Below are 20082 nucleotides of genomic sequence, written 5' to 3' on the forward strand. Positions count from 1 at the left end.
GAATTTGCCGCATCTACCGCGTTGCGGCAACCAGGATGGTAAACGTGATTCCGTGCAGAACTCGACTATGAACCAAATTGCAACCGCAATCGACCATCATGGAAGAAGGGAAAAGCCGGCGATCGGCCAAGGTCCCCGGGGAGCGTTATGGGTATCGTGCTCGACCAGATCGGCAAGCTGATTGCCGCCTATCTCCAGAAGGAGATCCCCGGCTATGAGCCGTTCACGCCGAGCGATCCGGACTACCTGCGCAAGGACGTCCAGCCCGGCGACGTGCTGTTGGTCGAAGGCAACAGCCGCATCTCCGGCATCATCAAATACCTCACGCAATCGACCTGGTCGCACGCCGCACTCTATGTCGGACCGATCGACGGTGCCGTCGAGCCCGACGGAGAGCCGCACGTGCTGGTCGAGGCCTATGTCGGCGACGGCGTAATCTCGGCGCCGCTGTCGAAGTACTTCGCCTATCACACCCGCGTTTGCCGTCCGGTCGGCCTGACGTATGAGGACCGGCACACGGTGTGCCGCTACGCCATCAATCGCATCGGCTTCGGCTACGACACCAAGAACATCATCGACCTGATGCGCTATCTGATCCCGATGCCGATTCCGCAACGCTGGCGGCGGCGCATGATCGCGCTGGGCTCGGGCGATCCGACCAAGATGATCTGCTCGGCGCTGATCGCGCAGGCGTTCGACGCCGTGCGCTATCCGATCCTGCCGAAGATCACGCGGGCCCCCTCACGGCGCGCCAAGCGCGAGATCCTGCACATCCGCGATTCATCGCTGTACATGCCGCGCGACTTCGACATCTCGCCCTATTTCGAGATCGTCAAGCCGACCATCGTCAACGGGTTCGACTACACGACTCTCCACTGGGCCGACAAGCAGAAGCCGCTCGCGGAGGTAGCGGGCGAATTCGCCGTGTTTCCAGGCTCTGCCACAGCGCCGCCGCTCGTTCCTGAAGCGGCTGACGAAGAAGCGGCGCAGCCGGTTCCGGCTGCGGAAATGACGATCGAGGAAGTCAGCGAGCGGCTCGTCGTCAACGCGCACGACCTCGTCGCCGAGCCGGTGCGGCAGGTCGCGCCGCGCACGGCTGCCCGGGGGCGCAAGGTCGCGGTTTGATCGTCGTCCATCCTGCTCAGCGATCCGACCGGCCGATCACGTCCATCAGCTCCGCGATCTTCTGCCGCTGATCGGCCTTGTCGCCGGAGGCGATCGCATGCTCGACGCAATGCGCGACGTGGTCGCGCAGAATCTCCTCCTCGACCCGGCGCAGCGCCGCCCGCACAGCGGAGATCTGGGTCACGATGTCGATGCAGTAGCGGTTGTCCTCGACCATCTTCGACAGGCCCCTGACCTGCCCTTCGATCCGGCTCAAACGTTTCTGACAGGATGTCTTGATGTCCTCGCGCATGGAGCATATATACCCCTACAGGGTATAGGTTTCAAGAGGCTTGGCGATGTCGGAAACCAAACACGAGCATGGCGGCGCGGGGGGATGCGGCTGTGGATCGCACGAGCGCGCGGTGGAAACCGGACACAAACAAGCATCCGCGGACAACTGTTGCAGCGATCGTGCCGGCGCGGCGCCTGACAGCGATTCGGGGGCCTGCTGCGGCGGCTCGGACCACGCTGCGCCTGAACCAGCGAAGGTGACGGATCCGGTCTGCGGCATGTCGGTCGATCCCGCGACCTCAAAGCATCGCCTCGAGCATCAGGGACAGACCTTCCATTTCTGCTCCGCGGGCTGCCGCACCAAGTTCGCCGCCGATCCCGCCAAGTATCTCGCAGCCGCCACTGCACCGGCAGCCGCGGGGTCGTGCTGTGGCGGTGATGAGCACCATGCGCATCAGCACGACCAGGCAAAGGTCATCGACCCCGTCTGCGGCATGAGCGTCGATCCCGCGACCTCGAAGCATCGCTTCGAGCACGAGGGTCACACCTTCCATTTCTGCTCGGCCGGCTGCCGCACCAAGTTCGCGGCTGATCCCGACAAATATCGCGGCGAACGCGAGTCGCCGCCCGCGATGCCTGCAGGCACGATCTACACCTGCCCGATGCATCCCGAGATCCGGCAGGTGGGCCCGGGCACCTGCCCCATCTGCGGCATGGCGCTGGAGCCCGACGTCATCAGCCTCGACGACGCGCCCAATCCCGAGCTCGCCGACATGACACGGCGATTCTGGATCGGCACCTTGCTCGCCGCTCCCGTCGTCGTACTCGAGATGGGCGGCCACCTCGTCGGCGGCCATGGCTTTATCGATCCGATGTTGTCGAACTGGATCCAGCTCGCGTTGGCGACACCAGTCGTGCTGTGGGCCGGCTGGCCGTTCTTCGTCCGCGGCTGGCAATCGGTCCAGACGCGCAATCTCAACATGTTCACCTTGATCGCGATGGGCACGGGCGTCGCCTATGTCTACAGCGTGATCGCGACCCTGGCGCCGCAGACGTTTCCGCCGGCGTTCCGCGGCCATGGCGGCGCGGTCGCGGTGTATTTCGAGGCGGCCGCCGTGATCACCGTTCTCGTCCTGCTCGGCCAGGTGCTGGAGCTGCGCGCACGCGACGCGACGTCGGGCGCGATCAAGGCTCTGCTGCAGCTGGCGCCGAAGACGGCGCGGCGGCTCGATGCCGACGGCAACGATCATGAGGTGGAGATCGCCGCGCTCGCGGTCGGCGATCGCCTGCGCGTGCGTCCCGGCGAGAAGGTGCCGGTCGACGGCATCATTCTCGAAGGCCGCTCCTCGCTCGACGAATCGCTGGTGACGGGCGAGTCGATGCCCGTGACCAAGGCCGAAAGCGAGCGCGTCATCGCCGGCACCTTGAACCAGACCGGCAGCTTCGTGATGCGCGCCGACAAGGTCGGCCGCGAGACCCTGTTGTCGCAGATCGTGCAGATGGTCGCCGACGCGCAACGCTCGCGCGCGCCGATCCAGCGCCTCGCCGACCAGGTCGCGGGCTGGTTCGTGCCGATGGTGATCGCTGCTGCCATTGCCGCCTTCGTCGCGTGGTACGCGTTCGGTCCCGAGCCACGCTTCGCCTTCGGCCTCGTCGCCGCCGTGAGCGTGCTGATCATCGCCTGTCCCTGCGCACTCGGTCTCGCAACGCCGATGTCGATCATGGTCGGCGTCGGTCGCGGCGCCCAGGCGGGCGTGCTGATCAAGAGCGCCGAGGCGCTGGAGCGGATGGAGAAGGTCGATACGCTGGTCGTCGACAAGACCGGCACCCTGACCGAAGGCAAGCCGAAGGTGACGGCGATCGTCACCGCTGATGGTTTCGACGAGACCGAGGCGCTGCGGCTCGCGGCAAGCGTGGAGCGCGCCAGCGAACATCCGCTCGCCGCGGCCGTCGTCCGTCATGCCACCGAGCGCAACATCAAGCTCGCCGACGTCAAGGGCTTCGACGCGCCGACCGGCAAGGGCGCCCGCGGCGAGGTCGAAGGCAAAGCCATCGTGCTCGGCACCGCCACCTACCTGGCCTCGCTCGGCATCATCACCGATACGCTGGGCGTCGAGAGCAAGCGGCTGCGCAGCGAAGGCGCCACCGTGATCACGATGGCCGTTGACGGCAAGCCGGCAGCGCTGTTTGCGATCGCCGATCCGGTCAAGGCCTCGACGCCGGAGGCACTGAAGGCGCTCGCGGCCGACGGCGTCAAGGTGATCATGCTGACCGGCGACAACCGCACCACGGCCACCGCGGTCGCGCGCAAGATCGGCATCACCGAGGTCGAGGCCGAGGTGCTGCCGGAGCAGAAGAGCGCGGTGGTCGCGCGTCTGCGCGCCAGCGGCAAGATCGTCGCGATGGCCGGCGACGGCGTCAACGACGCGCCGGCGCTCGCCGCGGCCGACGTCGGCATCGCGATGGGCACCGGCACCGACGTCGCCATGGAGAGCGCCGGCATCACGCTGTTGCGGGGCGACCTCGGCGGTATCGCGCGGGCGCGAAAGCTGTCGGCGGCGACGATGCGCAACATCCGCCAGAACCTGTTCTTCGCGTTCATCTACAACGCCGCCGGCATCCCGATCGCCGCGGGCGTCCTCTATCCCCTGTTCGGCATCCTGCTGTCGCCGATCATCGCCGCCGCCGCGATGTCGCTGTCGTCGGTCAGCGTGGTCGGCAACGCGCTGCGACTGCGGGCGACCGAACTTTGATACGATGCCGGCGGACTTGCCGAAGCCCGCCGGCATGTCTACCTCTGCCGCGGGCTTTGCAGCGAGGGACCCCGCCATGATCGACGCCGCCATCAAGGCGATTTCGCAGATTTTGTCGCCGCCGATGCGCTCGATCCTGTGGCGCGCGATCGGGCTGGCGCTGGTGCTGGTCACGGTGCTCGCGATCGGGCTGCAGCGACTCTTGACCTGGCTCGCGACTGCCGGCGAGGGCTGGGCCGAGGCCATGCTCGGGCCGAACTCGCACGGCACGCTCGAGGTGCTCACCTGGATCATCTCGATCGCCGCCGGCTTCGGCGTCGTGTTCGGCGGCATCATGCTGATGCCGGCGATCACCTCGGTGATCGCGAGCCTGTTCGTCGACGACGTCGCGGACCTCGTCGAGCGCGAGCATTATCCGGCCGAGCGCCCCGGCGTCGCCCTGCCCTTCGGCGTCGCCATCATCGAGGGCCTCAAGGCCGCCGGTCTCACCATCCTGGTCTATCTGGTCGCCCTGCCCTTCGTGTTCCTGGCGGGCGCCGGCTTCGTGATCTTCTTCCTCGCCACGGCCTGGCTGCTCGGCCGCGAATATTTCGAGCTGGCCGCGATGCGCTTCCGGCCGCCGGCGGAGGCCAAGGCGATGCGGCGCGACAATGCGGTGACCGTGTTCACCGCGGGGCTGATCATCGCGGCCTTCGTCACCATCCCGATCGTGAACCTGGCGACGCCGCTGTTCGGCATGGCCTTCATGGTCCACCTGCACAAGCGCCTATCCGGACCGCGGCCCGAACTGATCGAGCCGTCGCCGGAGCGCCGGCTGCGCAGCCTCTAGCGCCATCATCCGCGGCGACAGGCTCGCCGCCTTGCTGCGGGCGAAGGGGATCAGCAGGAAGCCGAGCAGCGCGACACCGGCGAGCAGCGACCAGGCCTCGTTGACGCACAGCGCCAGCGAGGCCTTCTCGACCAGCGGCCGGACATAGGCGATCGCCTGCTCCTCCGAAACGCCGCGCGGCCGGTTGCGCAGCAGCTCCGGCGCGAGCCCGATCGCCTTGGCCGCCGCGGTATCGCCGGCCAGCAGGCGGTCGCGAAACGCCTGGGCATGCATGGCGACGCGGCCATAGATGATGGTGTCGATCAGCGCGATGCCGATGGCGCCGCCGAGATTGCGCATCAGGTTGAACAGCCCGCTGGCATCGGCGACCTCGGCCTGCGGCAGGTCACCGAGCGCGATCCGCGTCGGCGGCAGCAGGCAGAACATGATGCCGACGCCGCGCACCACCTGCGGCCAGAACATCTCCTGATAGTCCGCAGTCGGCGGCTGGAACGCGCTCGCTGCCAGACCGAAGCCGAACAGCACGAAGCCGAACGCCGTCAGGAGACGCGCGTCGACCTTGCCGTCCAGCGCCGTCACCAGCGGAGCGGCGATCAGTTGCGCTACGCCGGTGACCAGCATGATCTTGCCGATCTCGAACGCGTCGTGGCCGCGCACGAAGGCGAGGAACACTGGCATCAGATAGACCGAGCCGAACAGCCCGATGCCCAGACAGAAGCTCGACAGGCAGCCGAGCGTGAACGACCGCCGCTGAAAGCTGCCGAGCCGCAGGATCGGATGCGGCGAGGCCAGCAGGCGCTGGATCAGCAAAGTGAGGCATGACGCGCTCAGCACCAGGAACGCAATGCAGTTCGACGACAGCCAGCCGCCCTTCGGGGCCTCCTTCAGCCCGAGCTCGAGGCTGGCCAGGGACACCGCGAGCAGCAACAGCGCAAACAGGTCGAGCTTGTCGAGCTCCGCGAGATCCATGCGCTGCTTCGGCAGCAGGCTTGGCGTCATCAACGCGGCGATGATGCCGGGCACGATGTTGATCAGGAACAGCCAGGGCCACGACCAGGTGTTGGTGATGAAGCCGCCGACGACCGGGCCGATGGTCGGTGCGAGCACCGCGACCACGCCGCCGATCGTCGTCGCGACCGCGTGCAGGCGCGGTGGAAACAGCAGGAACACGGCGGAGAACACGACGGGGATCAGGAGACCACCGAAGAAGCCCTGCAGCACGCGGAACGCCAGCAGCGTATGAAAATCGCCGCTGAACGCGCAGCCGAGCGAGGCGGCGGTGAAGATGCCGACGGCGCCGACGAACAGCCAGCGCAACGTGAACACGCGCGTGAGCAGCCCGGTGAGCGGAATGGCGATGATCTCGGCGATCAGATACGCCGTCTGGATCCAGCTCATCGCGTCCGGCGTGATGCCGAGCGCCTCCTGGATGGTCGGCAGCGACGTCGCCACCACCTGGATGTCCAGGATCGCCATGAACATGCCGACGCACATCAGGATGAAGCCGAGCCAGGTGGCGAGGCTCGGACGATCCTGCGGCGCGGCCGATGCGCTCATGCGGTCTGGCCGCCGCCGATGCCGGTGAGTGCTTCCGATTCGGCGCGGATGCGGATGAACAGCACCGCCGCATTCAGGCCTGAGAAGATCAACGCGATCAGCGGCAGATGCAGCGCCAGCGGCAGCAGCGCGATCTCGGCTGCGACCACCAGATAGTTCGGATGCGAGATGTAGCGATAGGGACCATCGGTCACCAGCGGCGCACCGGGCAGGATGATGATGCGCGTCGTCCAGCGCGGGCCGAGCGTCGCCAGCACCCACCAGCGCAGACCCTGCAGCAGCACGAAGCCCGACAGCAGCCACGGGTCGACATCCTGGTCGGCACCGAGCAGCCACAGCGACACCAGCCAGGCCGCATGCATCGAGATCATCAGCGGATAATGATCCGCCCCGACCTCGACCGCGCCCATGGCGCGCAGGCGCTTGGTGTTGTGGCGGGCGAGCACGAGCTCGCCGAGCCGTTGCATGGTGACGAGGGCGAGGACGAAGGCGGCGAAGGTCATGCGGCGTGCCTCAATGAAACGCAGCTTGCGGTGAAACCAGGTCCGAGCGCTGTGAGCACCGAGCGCGGCGGCAAGCCCCGGGCGCGGGCGCGCTCCAGCACGAACAGCACCGTCGGCGCGGACATGTTGCCGTAGTCGGCGATGATCTCGCGCTCATGATCCAGCGTGCCCTGGCCGAGCGACAGCGCGCGCTCCAGCGCCGTTATCACCTTGGCGCCGCCGGGATGGCAGACGAAGCGGTCGACGTCGGCAGGCGCGAGCTTCATCCGGTCCAGGATCTCGTTGACGGCCGGGCCCATGTTCTCGGTGACGAAGTCCGGAATGGTGCGCTGGAAGATCACGCCGAAGCCTTCGGGATCGACGCTCCAGCCCATGATATCGAGCGTATCCGGCCACAGCTTCTCGCCGGTCGCCTCGACCCTGATAGCGCCGCCATCGCCGGCGCGCAGGATCGCCGCTGCGGCACCATCGCCGAACAGGCTCAGCGCGACGATGTTGGCTTTCGTCAACTCATCATGGCGCACGGCCAGCGTGCACAATTCGAAGGTCACCAACAGCACATTGGTGCCGGGCCGGGCCTGCGCCAGCCGCGCGGCGATCGACAGGCCCGAGACGCCGCCGGCGCAGCCAAGCCCGAACACCGGCACGCGCGATACGTCCGCGCGAAAGCCCAGTCGCCCGGCGACGCGCGCTTCCAGCGTCGGCGTCGCGATGCCCGTCGAGCTCACGGTGACGATGGTGTCGATGTCGGCGGCTGCGAGATCGGCCTGCGCCAGGGCCTTGTTGGTCGCATCGATAAACAGCGCCTCGGCGCCTTCGAGATAGGCCTCGGTGCGCTCAGGCCAGCCGCGGCGCTCCATGTACCATTCGATCGGCTTGACGCCGTAGCGCTGGCGGATGCCGGTGTTGGCGAACAGGCTCGCCATCGTGTCGAACTGCGGAAAGCGCGGCGACAGCACCACGCGTGCGGCCTCCATCACCTCGTTCTGGCGGAACTGATGCGGTGGCACCGAGGTCGCGAGCGACACGAGTGCGGCGGTATGGTCCATGCGGCTGATCCTTCAACGTCCCGGCGCAGAAAGGTCCGAGAACGCGGGAATCGTCACGCGCCACTCACATCGCCCCGGATTATGGGTGTCATCTTATGTCCAATGCGGGCGGCGATGTGGCCCGGCCATGGTGAGACGGCGTCGCGCCGTGACACAATAGTGACTGTCAAACGCGTTCTCAGGCGAAACCGTTCGTCACGCACAACGTATCAGGCGGTCTTCTCGGGCCAGCGGCAGAGGTCCTTGATCAGGCACAGCTCGCAGCGCGGCTTGCGCGCCAGGCACGTGTAGCGGCCGTGCAGGATCAGCCAGTGATGCGCGTGCAGCATGAACTCGGCCGGGATCACCTTCTCTAACCCGAGCTCGACCTCCAGCGGCGTCTTGCCAGGGGCCAAGCCGGTGCGGTTGCCGACGCGGAACACATGGGTGTCGACCGCCATCGTGTGCTCGCCGAACGCCATGTTGAGCACGACGTTCGCGGTCTTGCGGCCGGCGCCGGGCAGCGATTCCAGTTCAGCGCGCGTGCGCGGCACCTCGCCGCCGAATTCGCTGATCAGCTTCTGCGACAGCGCGATCACGTTCCTGGCCTTGGTGCGGTAGAGGCCGACGGTCTTGATGGTGTCGCGGAGCTTGTCCTCGCCGAGCGCGATCATCTTTTGCGGCGTGTCGGCGACGGCGAACAGCGGCCGCGTCGCCTTGTTGACGCCGGCGTCGGTCGCCTGCGCCGACAGCACCACGGCGACCAGCAGGGTGTAGGGGTTGAGGTGCTCGAGCTCGCCCTTCGGCTCCGGATTGGCCTGTGCGAAGCGGCTGAAGGCCTCGCGGATCTCGGCCGGGGTCCAGGGCCTGGCCGCGCTCAACGCTTTCTTGACCGACCGGGCAGGGCTCTTCGGCTTGGCCGTCGGGGCCTTCTTGGCGGACCGTTTCGAGGCGGCCTTAGGGGCTGACTTGGGAGCTGCCTTGGGAGCGGCCTTGGGAGCGGCCTTCTTCAAGGGGCTGCGAACCGGCGCCGGCTTGGCGCGTTGGGGGCGGGTGATTTTGGCCATGATCCGGGTATACTGAGGCCCCATGATGCCAGGCAACGCTTTTGCGTATCAGGAGACCGGCACCGACGCCGCTGATCCCGAGCTGTTCGCGGCCCGGCTGACGCCGCATCGCTCGCTCAGCCGCACCGGGTTTCTGGTGCTGATGGTCGTGGTCTGCGCCATCAGCTTCATCGGCGGCCTCGCCTCGCTGCTGATGGGCGCCTGGCCCGTGCTGGGCTTCTTCGGCCTGGATGCGCTGGCGATCTACTGGGCCTTCAAGGTCAACTTCCGCCGCGCCAACGCCTATGAGGACGTCTCGATCACCCTGACCGAGCTGCGCCTGCGCCGCGTCAGCCACAAGGGCCACGTCATGGAATGGCGCTTCAACCCGCTCTGGGTGCGGCTCGACCAGGAAACCCACGAGGAGTTCGGCATCGAGCGCCTCTACCTCGTCGCCCGCGGCCAGCGCGTGGCGATCGCGAGCTTCCTGGGCCCGGAGGAAAAGGCCAGCTTCGCCAAGGCGCTGACGGCGGGGTTGCAGGCCGCGAAACGCGGGCCGGTGTATAATCCGCTGTAGGGCGTTATCTCGGCCAGCACTCCCCTGGGGAACGAGGAGCAACCCCGCGGCCGTCCTTGGGTCTCGCACCGTGAGGCCACAGCACGGGCCTCGCCCTTCGAGACGCGCCCGCCTTCGGCGGGCTCCTCAGGGTGAGGAGAGACAGGGCACGAGGATCGTCATGACCGAAGGCGCGTATCTCTACATCGTGCTCTGCGCCGACGGACGCCTGTACGTCGGAACCACGAGGACATCGCTGGAGCTGAGGGTCGCCCAGCATAATGACGGGACCTTCGGCGGGTACACGTTGACCCGGCGTCCCGTCAAACTGCTCTACTCGCAGTGGTTCGAGCGGATCACGGATGCCATCGAAAGCGAACGCCGCCTGAAGAAATGGAGTCGCGCCAAGAAAGAGGCCTTGATCCGCGGCGATCTCGATGCGCTGCAGGCTCTCTCAGCGCGCAGAACGGCTTTCGGGGGGAAGACCTTCGCCCGCAAAGAGACCCCAAGGCGATAAGATGAAGCAGTGGTCCATTCCCTCGCCATGAACACGCTGTCGGCGTGTTCGTGGTTTTGCGTGCAGCGGCCGTTTGCGGCGCTTGACCCTCATGGTGAGGAGCGCCGCCCAAGCGGCGCGTCTCGAACCATGAGGCCCGAAAACGATCAGCCCAGCCGATCACATTCGCCATAGCCCCCCGATCAGAAATCGGGTGGAGTACCCGCCCCGGCCGCCCTACATCCAAGCCCATGATGACCCTCGCCATTCACGATTCCGCCCTGGCCAAGCCGGGCCCGCAACAGACGGCGGCGCTGCGCGACTACGACGCGGTGCGCCGCGCGATCGCCTTCATCTCGGAACACTGGCGCCGGCAGCCGACCATCGAGGACATGGCCGACGCCGCCAGCCTGACGCCCGACGAGCTGCATCATTTGTTCCGGCGCTGGGCCGGACTGACGCCGAAGGCGTTCATGCAGGCGCTGACGCTCGACCACGCCAAGGGCCTGCTGAAGGGCTCGGCCAGCGTGCTCGACGCCGCACTCGACTCGGGGCTCTCGGGCCCCGGCCGCCTGCACGACCTGTTCGTCACCCATGAGGCGATGTCGCCCGGCGAATGGAAGACCGGCGGCGCCGGCACCACGCTTCGTTACGGCTTCCACCCCTGCCCGTTCGGCATGGCCTTGGTGATGGCCACCCCGCGCGGCCTCGCCGGCCTCGCCTTCGCCGATCCCGGCCAGGAGGCCTCCGCGCTCGCCGACATGAAGAGCCGCTGGCCCCGCGCCACCTATATCGAAGACGTCCCCGGCACCGCCGGCCTCGCCCAGCGCATCTTCGACAAGACCCTGTGGCGGCCCGACCAGCCCTTGCGCGTCGTCCTGATCGGCACCGACTTCGAGGTCCGCGTCTGGGAAACCCTGCTCAAGATCCCCATGGGCCGCGCCGTCTGCTACTCCGACATCGCGACGCGACTGGAGTCCCCGAAGGCCTCGCGCGCCGTGGGCGCCGCGGTCGGCAAGAACCCGATCTCGTTCGTCGTGCCGTGCCATCGCGCGCTCGGCAAGAGCGGAGCGCTGACGGGCTATCACTGGGGGCTGACACGCAAGCAGGCGATGCTTGGGTGGGAGGCTGGGCAGGTGGGGATGGGGTAGTCCTCCTGCGTCACATCCACCGTCATTCCGGGGCACACGCCGCGTCCACCGTAGCTCGAAGAGCGAAGGCGGACGTACGAGCCCCGGAATCTGACGTCAGAAGACGCGGCGGCCACCGGCGTCAGGTCCGACGTAATGCAAGCCAGATGGCTAGCAGGACGAGAAACGCGGCGAACGACCAACCGTTCTGGACAGTCGACAGGGCGGTTAACCAAGGGGCGAGTTGCATCTAGTAACCTCATCGGTTGGTGAGGCTGTCCATTGATACGACGTCGGCCCTACTCGCAACGCACCCTGACGGAAAGGCCGAGCGAACGCGGCGAAAGTAATCGGGGCGGTCAAACACGGACTGGCATGGCGACAACTTCGGATAAAAATAATCCTATTGCGCTTTTACAGAATTTATGATTATCTCCGCCCATCCCGCCTCGACGAGAGGGGCGTTGCGCGCGATCGTCACGACACGCGAGGCGGGGAGCGATGGCCGCGATCTGCCGCAGCGTGTCTTCGGACGCGCCGACGAACGGCTGGCTGCGGACGTGAAGTCGCAGGGTCCTGATACCCCGATGCTGGTATCAAGCCGCGAGGGCGCCAGAGCGCGCCGCGTGGTGATGGTGGCCAACAAGCCCGGCGCACCAGGGAGACTGCGTATAAGCGTGAAGACCGTCGCGCGGGGAATGCCGGTTGTTCCGGCTGGACCTGTGGTGACTGCCGCCTGCTTTTTTTCTGCAGGCGGGCCATGGGTGCGGCCAGCATCCGGCATTCCCCGCGCCCTCTCGATGTTCGGAGGGACATGGTTGAAGCAGGACTCGGGCGAGATGCGCCGCGAGATCGTGGAGCCGTGGGCGGGGCTGTTTGAGATGTGAATCGGGGAGAAAGATCGGCGTGCCGGTGATCGCACTGGCCGATTCCCTCCGCATCGTCGCGGGCCTCATGGTTCGAGACGCGTCGCAAGGGCGACGCTCCTCACCATGAGGGGCGGCTTCGCAGTCGGAGCTGCGAATTGACGATGAGCAGCGTGCTCATGGAAGGGTCGAGCTCCGGAGCAACGCCCCTCACCCTGAGGAGCCCGCCGCAGGCGGGCGTCTCGAAGGGCGAGGCCCGGACCTTGGCCTCATGGTTCTCAAGGCGATGCGGGAGCATCGGAGACGGAACGCTTTGGGCGCGCGATCAGCCCGCCAGATCCAGCTTCGACTCCACCGTGGAGTCCGCATTCAGCCGGTAGATGATCGGCACGCCCGTCGCCAGTTCGCGCTTCAGAATGCCCTCCGGCGTGAGCTTTTCCAGCACCATGATCAGGGCGCGGAGCGAGTTGCCGTGGGCGGCGACCAGGGTGCGCTGGCCGCGGAGGACGCCGGGGAGAATTTCTTGCACGTAGTAGGGCAGCGCGCGGGCCAGCGTATCCTTGAGGCTTTCGCCGCCGGGCGGGGGGACGTCGTAGGAGCGGCGCCAGACGTGGACCTGCTCCTCGCCCCATTTGGCGCGGGCGTCGTCCTTGTTGAGGCCGGAGAGGTCGCCATAGTCGCGCTCATTGAGCGCGAGGTTTTTGCTGGTCGGCAGGCCGGTCTGGCCGAGCTCGGTCAGGATCAGATCGAGCGTGTGCTGGGCGCGCGTCAGCACCGAGGTGAAGGCGACGTCGAAGACCAGTCCCTGCGCCTTCAGCTTGCGCCCGGCCTCCTTGGCCTCGGCCACGCCCTGCTCGGTCAGGTCCGGATCCTTCCAGCCGGTGAACAGGTTCTTCAGATTCCACTCGCTCTGGCCGTGGCGCACCAGCACCAGGAGACGTTCGCTCATCAGTTCGCTTCCATCGACGTTGAACTAGAAAAGGTCCTTGAGGCCGAGCACGTCGTCCATCGTGTAGTAGCCCGGCGGCTTGCCATGCGCCCACAGCGCCGCCTTCAGCGCGCCATGGGCGAAGATCATGCGGTCCTCGGCCTGATGCGACAGCACCAGCCGCTCCGAAGGCCCGGCGAAGATGACGCTGTGATCGCCCGCCGCCGTGCCGCCGCGCAGCGAGGCGAAGCCGATGTCGCCGCTGCGGCGCTCGCCGGTGATGCCGTCGCGGCCGCGGGCGGAATGCTCATCGAGCGCGATGCCACGGCCCTCGGCGGCGGCGCGGCCGAGCATCAGCGCGGTGCCCGAGGGCGCGTCGACCTTGTGCTTGTGATGCATCTCGAGGATCTCGATGTCGAAGCCGGCGTCGAGCGACTTCGCCACCTGCTTCACCAGCGCCGCCAGCAGGTTGACGCCGAGGCTCATATTGCCGGACTGCACGACGACGGCGCGCTTGGTGACGCTCTTGATGACGGCGTCGTCGGACGCAGACAGGCCGGTGGTGCCGACGACGTGGATCATGCCGCGCTCGGCGGCGATCGCGACGTTGGCGATGGTCGCGGCCGGGACGGTGAAATCGAGGATGCCGTCGGCCTCGGCGGACATGGTCCAGAGGTCGCCCGACAGTGTGATGCCGTTGGCGGGCAGGCCGGCGAGAACGCCGGCGTCCTTGCCGATCAGCTCCGAGCCCGGAGCTTCGAGCGCGCCCGCCAGCACGGCGCCGTCGGTCTCGGCGATCGCGCGCACCAGGGCGCGGCCCATGCGGCCGCCGGCTCCGGCAACGATCAAGCGCATCTTTGACATGTCAACTCCTCCGCCCCTTCAAGGGCTATAGCCGGGGCTGATAGCGGCGGCAACCGAGGCCGGCGGGCAGCCGGGCCGCACTCAGGGCTGCGGTCCGTCATAGCCCTCGATGATCACCAGGTCGCCTTGCGAATGCGGCGCGCGCATCGCCACCAGCCGCTGGTATTCGGCAGAATTGTAACATGCCAGCGCGGTGGCGTAGTCCTTGAACTCGATCACGACGTTGCGGGAGCGCGAGGTGCCTTCCTTGGTCTCGTACTGGCCGCCACGGACCAGGAATTTGGCGCCGTACTGGTGGAACACGGCGCCGTTCTGCGCGACGTAGTCCTTGTAGCCGTCCATGTTGTGCACGTCGATCCGCGCGATCCAATAGGCCTTGGGCATCCCTGTCGTCTCCTTGCTCTCGGTCGCCTTGCTCAGGTTCGGTTGGTCTTGCCGACCAGCGCGACGGCGCTGGCGATGTCGGCGACAATGCTCTCGGCGGCCGCTGCCGGATCGGCGGCGGCGGTGACCGGGCGGCCGACGACGAGGCGGTCGGCGCCGCCGGCGATCGCCAGCGCCGGGGTCATGATGCGCTTCTGGTCGCCAACGTCCGATCCCGCCGGCCGGATCCCGGGGGTGACGAGCTGCATGTCGGGGCCGACCAGCGGCCGGACCAGCTCGGTCTCCTCGGGCGACAGGATCAGGCCGTGGATGCCGATCTCGTTGGCCTGCACGGCCCGCCGGGCGACGAGCTCCCTGACGCCCATGGCGTAGCCGGCGGCGGCGAGGTCGGCATCGTCATAGGAGGTCATGACGGTGACGGCGAGCAGCTCGAGGCTGGAGCCGGCGGCGCCGGCGAGCGCGGCCTTCATGCTCTGGGAGAAGCCGTGCACGGTGAGGAAGCGGGCGCCGAGCCTGGCGATCTGGCGGGTGGCGCGCTCGACGGTGGTCGGGATGTCGTGCAGCTTGAGGTCCATGAACACGTGCTTGCCCTCGGCCGCAAGCCGTTCGGCGAGGCCGAGGCCGCCGGCATAGGTCAGCTCCATGCCGATCTTGTAGAATGTCACGGCGTCGCCGAGCCTGATGATCATGGCTTCGGCATCCGCCACGCTCGGCAAATCGAGCGCCACGATCAGGCGGTCGCGGGGAGCAATCTCGGTCGGCATGTCACCTCACATCGTATGTTGCGCGACAACGATCAGCTCCCGCACCAGGGCGTCGAGCGCCGTGATGTCGGCGGGCAGTTTGAGCCGGTCCATGTCGTTGTAGGCCTTGTCGGCGCAGGCCAGCGCAAGCTGGCCCGGGATCACCGTCGCGTTGCAGGCAGTCAGCATCAGCCGCAACGCCGAGAGTGCACGCACGCCGCCGAAGCGGTTCTCGGAGGCGGCGGCGATCGCAAACGGCCGGCTGCGGAACACCGCGCCGCGGCTGCCCGGCGGCTCGTCGACGCGCGAGATCCAGGTGATGGCGTTGCTCAACAGCGGCGGCACCGAGGCGTTGTATTCCGGCGTCACCAGCAGCACGGCATGATGAACGCCGATCATGCGCGTCAGATTCACGGCGTGAAGTGGAATGCCCGATTGGGCCTCGAGATCGGCGTCGTAGATCGGCAGCGGAAAGTCGGCGAGCGAGATGCGTGTGACGTCGGCGCCGGCCTGCACGAACTGATAGGCGGCTGCCGCGGCGAGCTTCGCGTTGTGCGAGCCGACCCGCGTCGAACCGGGGATGATGAGGATCTTCAGCGCGGACATCGTGAGGTCGGTCAACGACCCGCCACGAAGGATCGCGGCCGCCGGTCAGGGCTTGCGATACACCCAGACGCGCGCCGGCGGAAGGTTCATCCAGATGCGCTCGGACGCCTGCGTGGTGACGCCGGGCAGCGACTTCGGAATCGGCGGCACGACGGAATAGGTGAACTGCACGAACGGCGCATTCGGCGACATCGCCGCGAACGCATCGCGGATCAGCTTCATGCGGGTCAGCATCGGCTTGGTCACGAGCGGCAGGCCGGAGACGACGGCGGAGGCCGGGGCGCCCAGCACGTTCCAGAGCGTGTCGCGAAGGCGATAGGCGTCGCCCTGGACCACCTTGGCCTGCGGGTAGCGATCGCGCAGCAGGGCGCAGAAACTCGGATTGTACTCGACCAGCACCAGCCGCTTCTGATCGATCCCATGTTCGACCAGCGCATTGGTGATCGCGCCGGTGCCCGGTCCGAGCTCGATGACGGGGCCTGTCCCGTGCGGATCGACGTACTGCGCCATCGTGCGGGCCAGCAGCCGACTCGACGGCATGACGGCGCCCATGTGCAGCGGCTTTTCGATCCATGAGCGGAGGAAGCGCACTTCGTCGTCCAGACGGAGAGGCTTTTTCGACGCACGCACGGACGTTTGCAAGGGCATCTCAGTACCAGACGGGACCGTCTTCACGGCGATGTCAGAAAAGAGTCACAAAGACGTATAGGGCGCAGGCGGGGCGGTCAAGCCGAACCGTAACGTACGATTAAGGCTGGCGGGTCCGCGCTCTTACAGTTGCATTCGATAATTTTTTGCATGTGCAAAGCAGCAAATTGGCTCGACACATGAATCCCGAAGTCATTCGGCGAAACCACCCGGCCGTGCTTGCTTGAACTCACGGCTCAGCTCGCCGCCTTGCCGAAGAAATCCTTGACCTTGGTGAAGAAGCCAGCCGCCTCGGGCTGGGTCGCTCCCGAGGACAGCTTCTCGAACTCGGCCAGCAGCTCTTGCTGCTTCTTGGTCAGGTTCTGCGGCGTCTCGACCACGATCTGGACATACATGTCGCCGGTCTGGCGCGAGCGCAGCACCGGCATGCCCTTGGCCGCGATCCGAAACCGGCGCCCGGACTGCGCGCCGGCGGGAATCTTCACCTTGGTCTTGCCCTTGTCGATCGTCGGCACCTCGAACTCGCCGCCAAGCGCCGCCGTCACCATCGAGATCGGCACCCGACAATGCAGGTCGGCGCCGTCGCGCTGGAAGAACTCGTGCTGGGTCAGCGACAGGAAGATGTAGAGATCGCCGGGCGGTCCGCCGCGCAACCCCGCCTCGCCCTCGCCGGCAAGACGAATGCGGGTGCCGTCCTCGACGCCCTGGGGAATGTTGACGGACAGCGTGCGGTCACGGGTGACGCGTCCGGAGCCGGAGCAGGACGGACAGGGGTCCTCGATCATCTGGCCGCGGCCGTGACAGCCGGGGCAGGTCCGCTCCAGGGTGAAGAAGCCCTGCGCCTGCCGCACGCGGCCGGCGCCGCCGCACATCGAGCAGGTCTTCGGCTTGGTGCCGGCCTTGGCGCCGGTGCCGGAGCAGGATTCGCAGGTCACCGAGACCGGAATCTCGATCTGCGCCGTCTTGCCCTGGAACGCCTCTTCCAAGGTGATTTCCATGTTGTAGCGCAGATCGGCGCCGCGCTCGCGCCCGGTGCCGCCGCGTCGCTGCCCGGCCATGCCGAACAGGTCCTCGAAGATGTCAGAGAACGAGGAGGCAAAGCCGGCGCCGAAGCCGTGCGCGCCGCCCATGCCGCCCTGCTCGAAGGCGGCGTGGCCATAGCGGTCGTAGGCGGCGCGCTTGTCGGCGTCGCGCAGCACCTCGTAGGCCTCGTTGATTTCCTTGAATTTCACTTCGCTGGAGGCATCGCCCGGATTCTTGTCCGGATGCCACTTCATGGCCAGCTTGCGGAAGGCGGCCTTGAGCTTGGTCTCGTCGGCGTCGCGCTCGACTTCCAGGGTCTCGTAGTAGCAGCGCTTGGTGGACATCAATCAAACCCGCCCGAACTTCGCCCAATAGGAACGGCTGGCGCGATCGCCGCGCGCGTTCCGGTCAATGAAAATGACCCCCATCCAACGAGCCGCAAAGTGCGCTCTTTGGCATGGGGGTCATGGTCACTACCTCTGCCTCAGTTAAGCAGATTTCTTCTTGTCGTCGTCGACCTCGGTGAACTCCGCGTCGACCACGTCATCCTTGGCGGCGTCGCGGGCCGCATCGGTCTCGGCCTGCTGCTTGTACATGGCCTCGCCGAGCTTCATCGACGCCTGGGCCAGCGTGTTGGTCTTGGCCTTGATCGCCTCGGCATCGTCGCCCTTCAGCGCTTCCTTGAGATCGCTGACGGCATCCTCGATGGCGCGGCGCTCGGTGTCGGCGACCTTCGAGCCATGCTCGGCCAGCGCCTTCTCGGTGGAGTGCACCAGCGCGTCCGCATGGTTCTTGGCGTCGACCGCCTCGCGGCGCTTCTTGTCCGCCGCGGCATTGGCCTCGGCGTCCTTGACCATCTTGTCGATGTCGGCTTCCGACAGACCACCCGAGGCCTGGATGCGGATCTGCTGCTCCTTGCCGGTGGCCTTGTCCTTGGCCGAGACGTTGACGATGCCGTTCGCGTCGATGTCGAACGTCACCTCGATCTGCGGCATGCCGCGCGGGGCCGGCGGAATGCCCATCAGGTCGAACTGACCGAGCATCTTGTTGTCGGCCGCCATCTCGCGCTCACCCTGGAAGACCCGGATGGTGACCGCGTTCTGATTGTCCTCGGCGGTCGAGAACACCTGGCTCTTCTTGGTCGGGATCGTGGTGTTGCGGTCGATGATGCGGGTGAACACGCCGCCCAAGGTTTCGATGCCGAGGGACAGCGGCGTCACGTCGAGCAGCAGCACGTCCTTGACGTCGCCCTGCAGCACGCCGGCCTGAATCGCCGCACCGATCGCCACCACCTCGTCGGGGTTGACGCCCTTGTGCGGCTCCTTGCCGAAGAACTGCTTCACCATCTCCTGGATCTTCGGCATGCGGGTCATGCCGCCGACCAGCACCACTTCGCCGATCTCGCCGGCGGTCAGGCCGGCATCCTTCAGCGCCTTGCGGCACGGCTCGATGGTCTTCTCGACGAGGTCGGCCACCAGCGCCTCGAACTTGGCGCGGGTCAGCTTCATCGTCAGATGCTTCGGACCGGACTGGTCCGCGGTGATGAAGGGCAGGTTGATCTCGGTCTGCGTGGTCGACGACAGCTCGATCTTGGCCTTCTCGGCAGCTTCCTTGAGGCGCTGCAGGGCCAGCTTGTCGTTGCGCAGGTTGATGCCCTGCTCCTTCTGGAATTCGTCGGCGAGGTAGCTGACCAGACGCATGTCGAAGTCTTCACCGCCGAGGAAGGTGTCGCCGTTGGTCGACTTCACCTCGAACACGCCGTCGCCGATCTCCAGGATCGAGACGTCGAAGGTGCCGCCGCCGAGGTCGTACACGGCGATGGTGCCGGCCTTCGTCTTGTCGAGGCCGTAGGCGAGCGCAGCCGCGGTCGGCTCGTTGATGATGCGCAGAACCTCGAGGCCCGCGATCTTGCCCGCGTCCTTGGTGGCCTGGCGCTGGGCGTCGTTGAAGTAGGCGGGGACGGTGATGACGGCCTGGTCGACCTTCTGACCGAGATGGGCTTCCGCGGTCTCCTTCATCTTCTGCAGGATGAAGGCGGAGACCTGCGAGGGCGAATAGGTCTTGCCGTCGGCCTCGACCCAGGCGTCGCCGTTGCCGGCTTTGACGATCTTGTAGGGGACGAGCTTCTTGTCCTTCTCGACCATCGGGTCGTCGTAGCGGCGGCCGATCAGTCGCTTGACCGCGAAGAAGGTGCGCTCGGGGTTGGTCACGGCCTGGCGCTTGGCCGGCTGGCCGACCAGGCGTTCGCCATCGTCACTGAACGCGACGATCGACGGCGTCGTGCGCATGCCCTCGGCGTTCTCGATGACTTTCGACGATTTGCCGTCCATGACGGCCACGCACGAATTCGTGGTGCCGAGATCGATCCCGATGACCTTTCCCATGGTCTCATATTCCTTCTTTTTGCGGCAGGTTGGGTGGGGCCCTGACGGCGCCCCCATCCAAAACCCCCTCAGATCAAATGCTCGCGATATTGCGACGATGAGCGTCATATAGGAGGGGGGGACTGGCCCGCAAGGACCGGACCAGGGGTTCGACCCAACGAAAATCACGGCCGTCGCCGAACGACCTCATGGAGACATCAGAGCGGCCCATCGGAATTGGCGGCGACGCGAAACGGCGGCTCGGACCGGAGGCGACTGCGCGAATCCACCTGCCGGCACGTCGAATGGCCCCGTGCGAAATAGGAGGTGCGGTCGCGGGCAAGTGCGACAAATCCGGTAC

General features: G+C 66.7%; 20 protein-coding genes. 7 read left to right on the plus strand and 13 right to left on the minus strand.

The genetic code is table 11. From position 1 onward, the window contains the following. The first annotated feature begins 147 nt into the window (after nucleotides 1-147). Nucleotides 148-1125: a YiiX/YebB-like N1pC/P60 family cysteine hydrolase gene (locus tag QX051_RS26345; RefSeq protein WP_315778131.1), complete on the plus strand. Its 978-nt coding sequence runs from the start codon at nucleotides 148-150 to the stop codon at nucleotides 1123-1125. Nucleotides 1126-1141: 16 nt separating this feature from the next. Here the strand turns inward: QX051_RS26345 and QX051_RS26350 are convergent, their stop codons facing one another. Beyond that, a complete protein-coding gene (locus QX051_RS26350; protein WP_315716843.1) occupies nucleotides 1142-1417 on the minus strand; it encodes a metal-sensitive transcriptional regulator in 276 nt (91 codons plus the stop codon). Between the two features lie 46 nt (nucleotides 1418-1463). Between QX051_RS26350 and QX051_RS26355 the strand changes: the two genes are divergently transcribed. Beyond that, nucleotides 1464-4151 carry a heavy metal translocating P-type ATPase gene (locus QX051_RS26355; RefSeq protein WP_409998142.1) on the plus strand — a complete coding sequence of 896 codons (2688 nt, stop codon included), beginning with the start codon at nucleotides 1464-1466 and terminating at the stop codon, nucleotides 4149-4151. A 76-nt stretch (nucleotides 4152-4227) separates the two neighbouring features. Next, nucleotides 4228-4980, plus strand: a complete 753-nt coding sequence (locus QX051_RS26360; protein ID WP_315778133.1) for a sulfate transporter family protein — start codon at nucleotides 4228-4230, stop codon at nucleotides 4978-4980. Here the strand turns inward: QX051_RS26360 and QX051_RS26365 are convergent. The 4 genes from QX051_RS26365 to nth all read right to left on the minus strand — a co-directional run bounded on the left by QX051_RS26365 (nucleotide 4918) and on the right by nth (nucleotide 9135). Beyond that, nucleotides 4918-6537: a DHA2 family efflux MFS transporter permease subunit gene (locus QX051_RS26365; protein WP_315778134.1), complete on the minus strand. Its 1620-nt coding sequence runs from the start codon at nucleotides 6535-6537 to the stop codon at nucleotides 4918-4920. The genes QX051_RS26360 and QX051_RS26365 overlap by 63 nt on opposite strands. After that, a complete protein-coding gene (locus tag QX051_RS26370) occupies nucleotides 6534-7040 on the minus strand; it encodes an isoprenylcysteine carboxyl methyltransferase family protein (RefSeq protein ID WP_315778135.1) in 507 nt (168 codons plus the stop codon). The genes QX051_RS26365 and QX051_RS26370 overlap by 4 nt, the downstream gene beginning before the upstream one ends. Next, complete coding sequence (locus tag QX051_RS26375; protein WP_315778136.1) at nucleotides 7037-8089, minus strand: type III polyketide synthase; 1053 nt, start codon at nucleotides 8087-8089, stop codon at nucleotides 7037-7039. Before QX051_RS26375 ends, QX051_RS26370 begins: the two co-directional genes overlap by 4 nt. Nucleotides 8090-8298: 209 nt before the next feature. Next, entirely contained in the window at nucleotides 8299-9135 is an 837-nt protein-coding gene (gene nth, locus QX051_RS26380) for an endonuclease III (protein ID WP_315778137.1), read from the minus strand. 22 nt (nucleotides 9136-9157) lie between these two features. Between nth and QX051_RS26385 the strand changes: the two genes are divergently transcribed. The 4 genes from QX051_RS26385 to QX051_RS26400 all read left to right on the plus strand — a co-directional run bounded on the left by QX051_RS26385 (nucleotide 9158) and on the right by QX051_RS26400 (nucleotide 12183). Next, a complete protein-coding gene (locus QX051_RS26385) occupies nucleotides 9158-9691 on the plus strand; it encodes a DUF2244 domain-containing protein (RefSeq protein WP_315778138.1) in 534 nt (177 codons plus the stop codon). Between the two features lie 160 nt (nucleotides 9692-9851). Further along, the gene (locus QX051_RS26390; protein ID WP_315770645.1) at nucleotides 9852-10187 is read left to right on the plus strand and encodes a GIY-YIG nuclease family protein; all 336 of its coding nucleotides are present in this window, start codon (nucleotides 9852-9854) and stop codon (nucleotides 10185-10187) included. Between the two features lie 230 nt (nucleotides 10188-10417). Continuing rightward, nucleotides 10418-11317 (plus strand): bifunctional helix-turn-helix domain-containing protein/methylated-DNA--[protein]-cysteine S-methyltransferase, encoded by a 900-nt coding sequence (locus QX051_RS26395; protein ID WP_315778139.1) that lies wholly within the window; start codon nucleotides 10418-10420, stop codon nucleotides 11315-11317. 443 nt (nucleotides 11318-11760) lie between these two features. Further along, nucleotides 11761-12183, plus strand: a complete 423-nt coding sequence (locus tag QX051_RS26400) for a hypothetical protein (RefSeq protein ID WP_315778140.1) — start codon at nucleotides 11761-11763, stop codon at nucleotides 12181-12183. Nucleotides 12184-12487: 304 nt separating this feature from the next. Here QX051_RS26400 and QX051_RS26405 read toward each other — a convergent pair whose 3' ends face one another. From QX051_RS26405 to dnaK, 8 genes are all read right to left on the minus strand, one after another. Further along, nucleotides 12488-13111, minus strand: a complete 624-nt coding sequence (locus tag QX051_RS26405) for a 2,3-bisphosphoglycerate-dependent phosphoglycerate mutase (RefSeq protein ID WP_315778141.1) — start codon at nucleotides 13109-13111, stop codon at nucleotides 12488-12490. Nucleotides 13112-13135: 24 nt separating this feature from the next. Further along, the gene (dapB, locus tag QX051_RS26410) at nucleotides 13136-13954 is read right to left on the minus strand and encodes a 4-hydroxy-tetrahydrodipicolinate reductase (protein ID WP_315778142.1); all 819 of its coding nucleotides are present in this window, start codon (nucleotides 13952-13954) and stop codon (nucleotides 13136-13138) included. An 81-nt stretch (nucleotides 13955-14035) separates the two neighbouring features. Beyond that, the gene (locus QX051_RS26415; protein ID WP_315759109.1) at nucleotides 14036-14338 is read right to left on the minus strand and encodes a DUF1330 domain-containing protein; all 303 of its coding nucleotides are present in this window, start codon (nucleotides 14336-14338) and stop codon (nucleotides 14036-14038) included. A 32-nt stretch (nucleotides 14339-14370) separates the two neighbouring features. Continuing rightward, on the minus strand, nucleotides 14371-15102 hold the full coding sequence (pyrF, locus tag QX051_RS26420) for an orotidine-5'-phosphate decarboxylase (protein ID WP_315778143.1): 732 nt from the start codon (nucleotides 15100-15102) through the stop codon (nucleotides 14371-14373). Between the two features lie 6 nt (nucleotides 15103-15108). Next, nucleotides 15109-15687, minus strand: coding sequence for an NAD(P)H-dependent oxidoreductase (locus QX051_RS26425; protein WP_315778212.1), 579 nt, complete (start codon nucleotides 15685-15687; stop codon nucleotides 15109-15111). Nucleotides 15688-15732: 45 nt separating this feature from the next. After that, nucleotides 15733-16335, minus strand: coding sequence for a class I SAM-dependent methyltransferase (locus tag QX051_RS26430; RefSeq protein ID WP_315740387.1), 603 nt, complete (start codon nucleotides 16333-16335; stop codon nucleotides 15733-15735). 236 nt (nucleotides 16336-16571) lie between these two features. Continuing rightward, entirely contained in the window at nucleotides 16572-17702 is a 1131-nt protein-coding gene (gene dnaJ, locus QX051_RS26435) for a molecular chaperone DnaJ (protein WP_315740388.1), read from the minus strand. A gap of 144 nt (nucleotides 17703-17846) precedes the next feature. Continuing rightward, entirely contained in the window at nucleotides 17847-19742 is a 1896-nt protein-coding gene (gene dnaK, locus QX051_RS26440; protein WP_315740389.1) for a molecular chaperone DnaK, read from the minus strand. Nucleotides 19743-20082: the final 340 nt, after the last annotated feature.

The organism is Bradyrhizobium sp. SZCCHNR1053 (assembly GCF_032381235.1).
Taxonomy (GTDB): Bacteria; Pseudomonadota; Alphaproteobacteria; order Rhizobiales; family Xanthobacteraceae; genus Bradyrhizobium.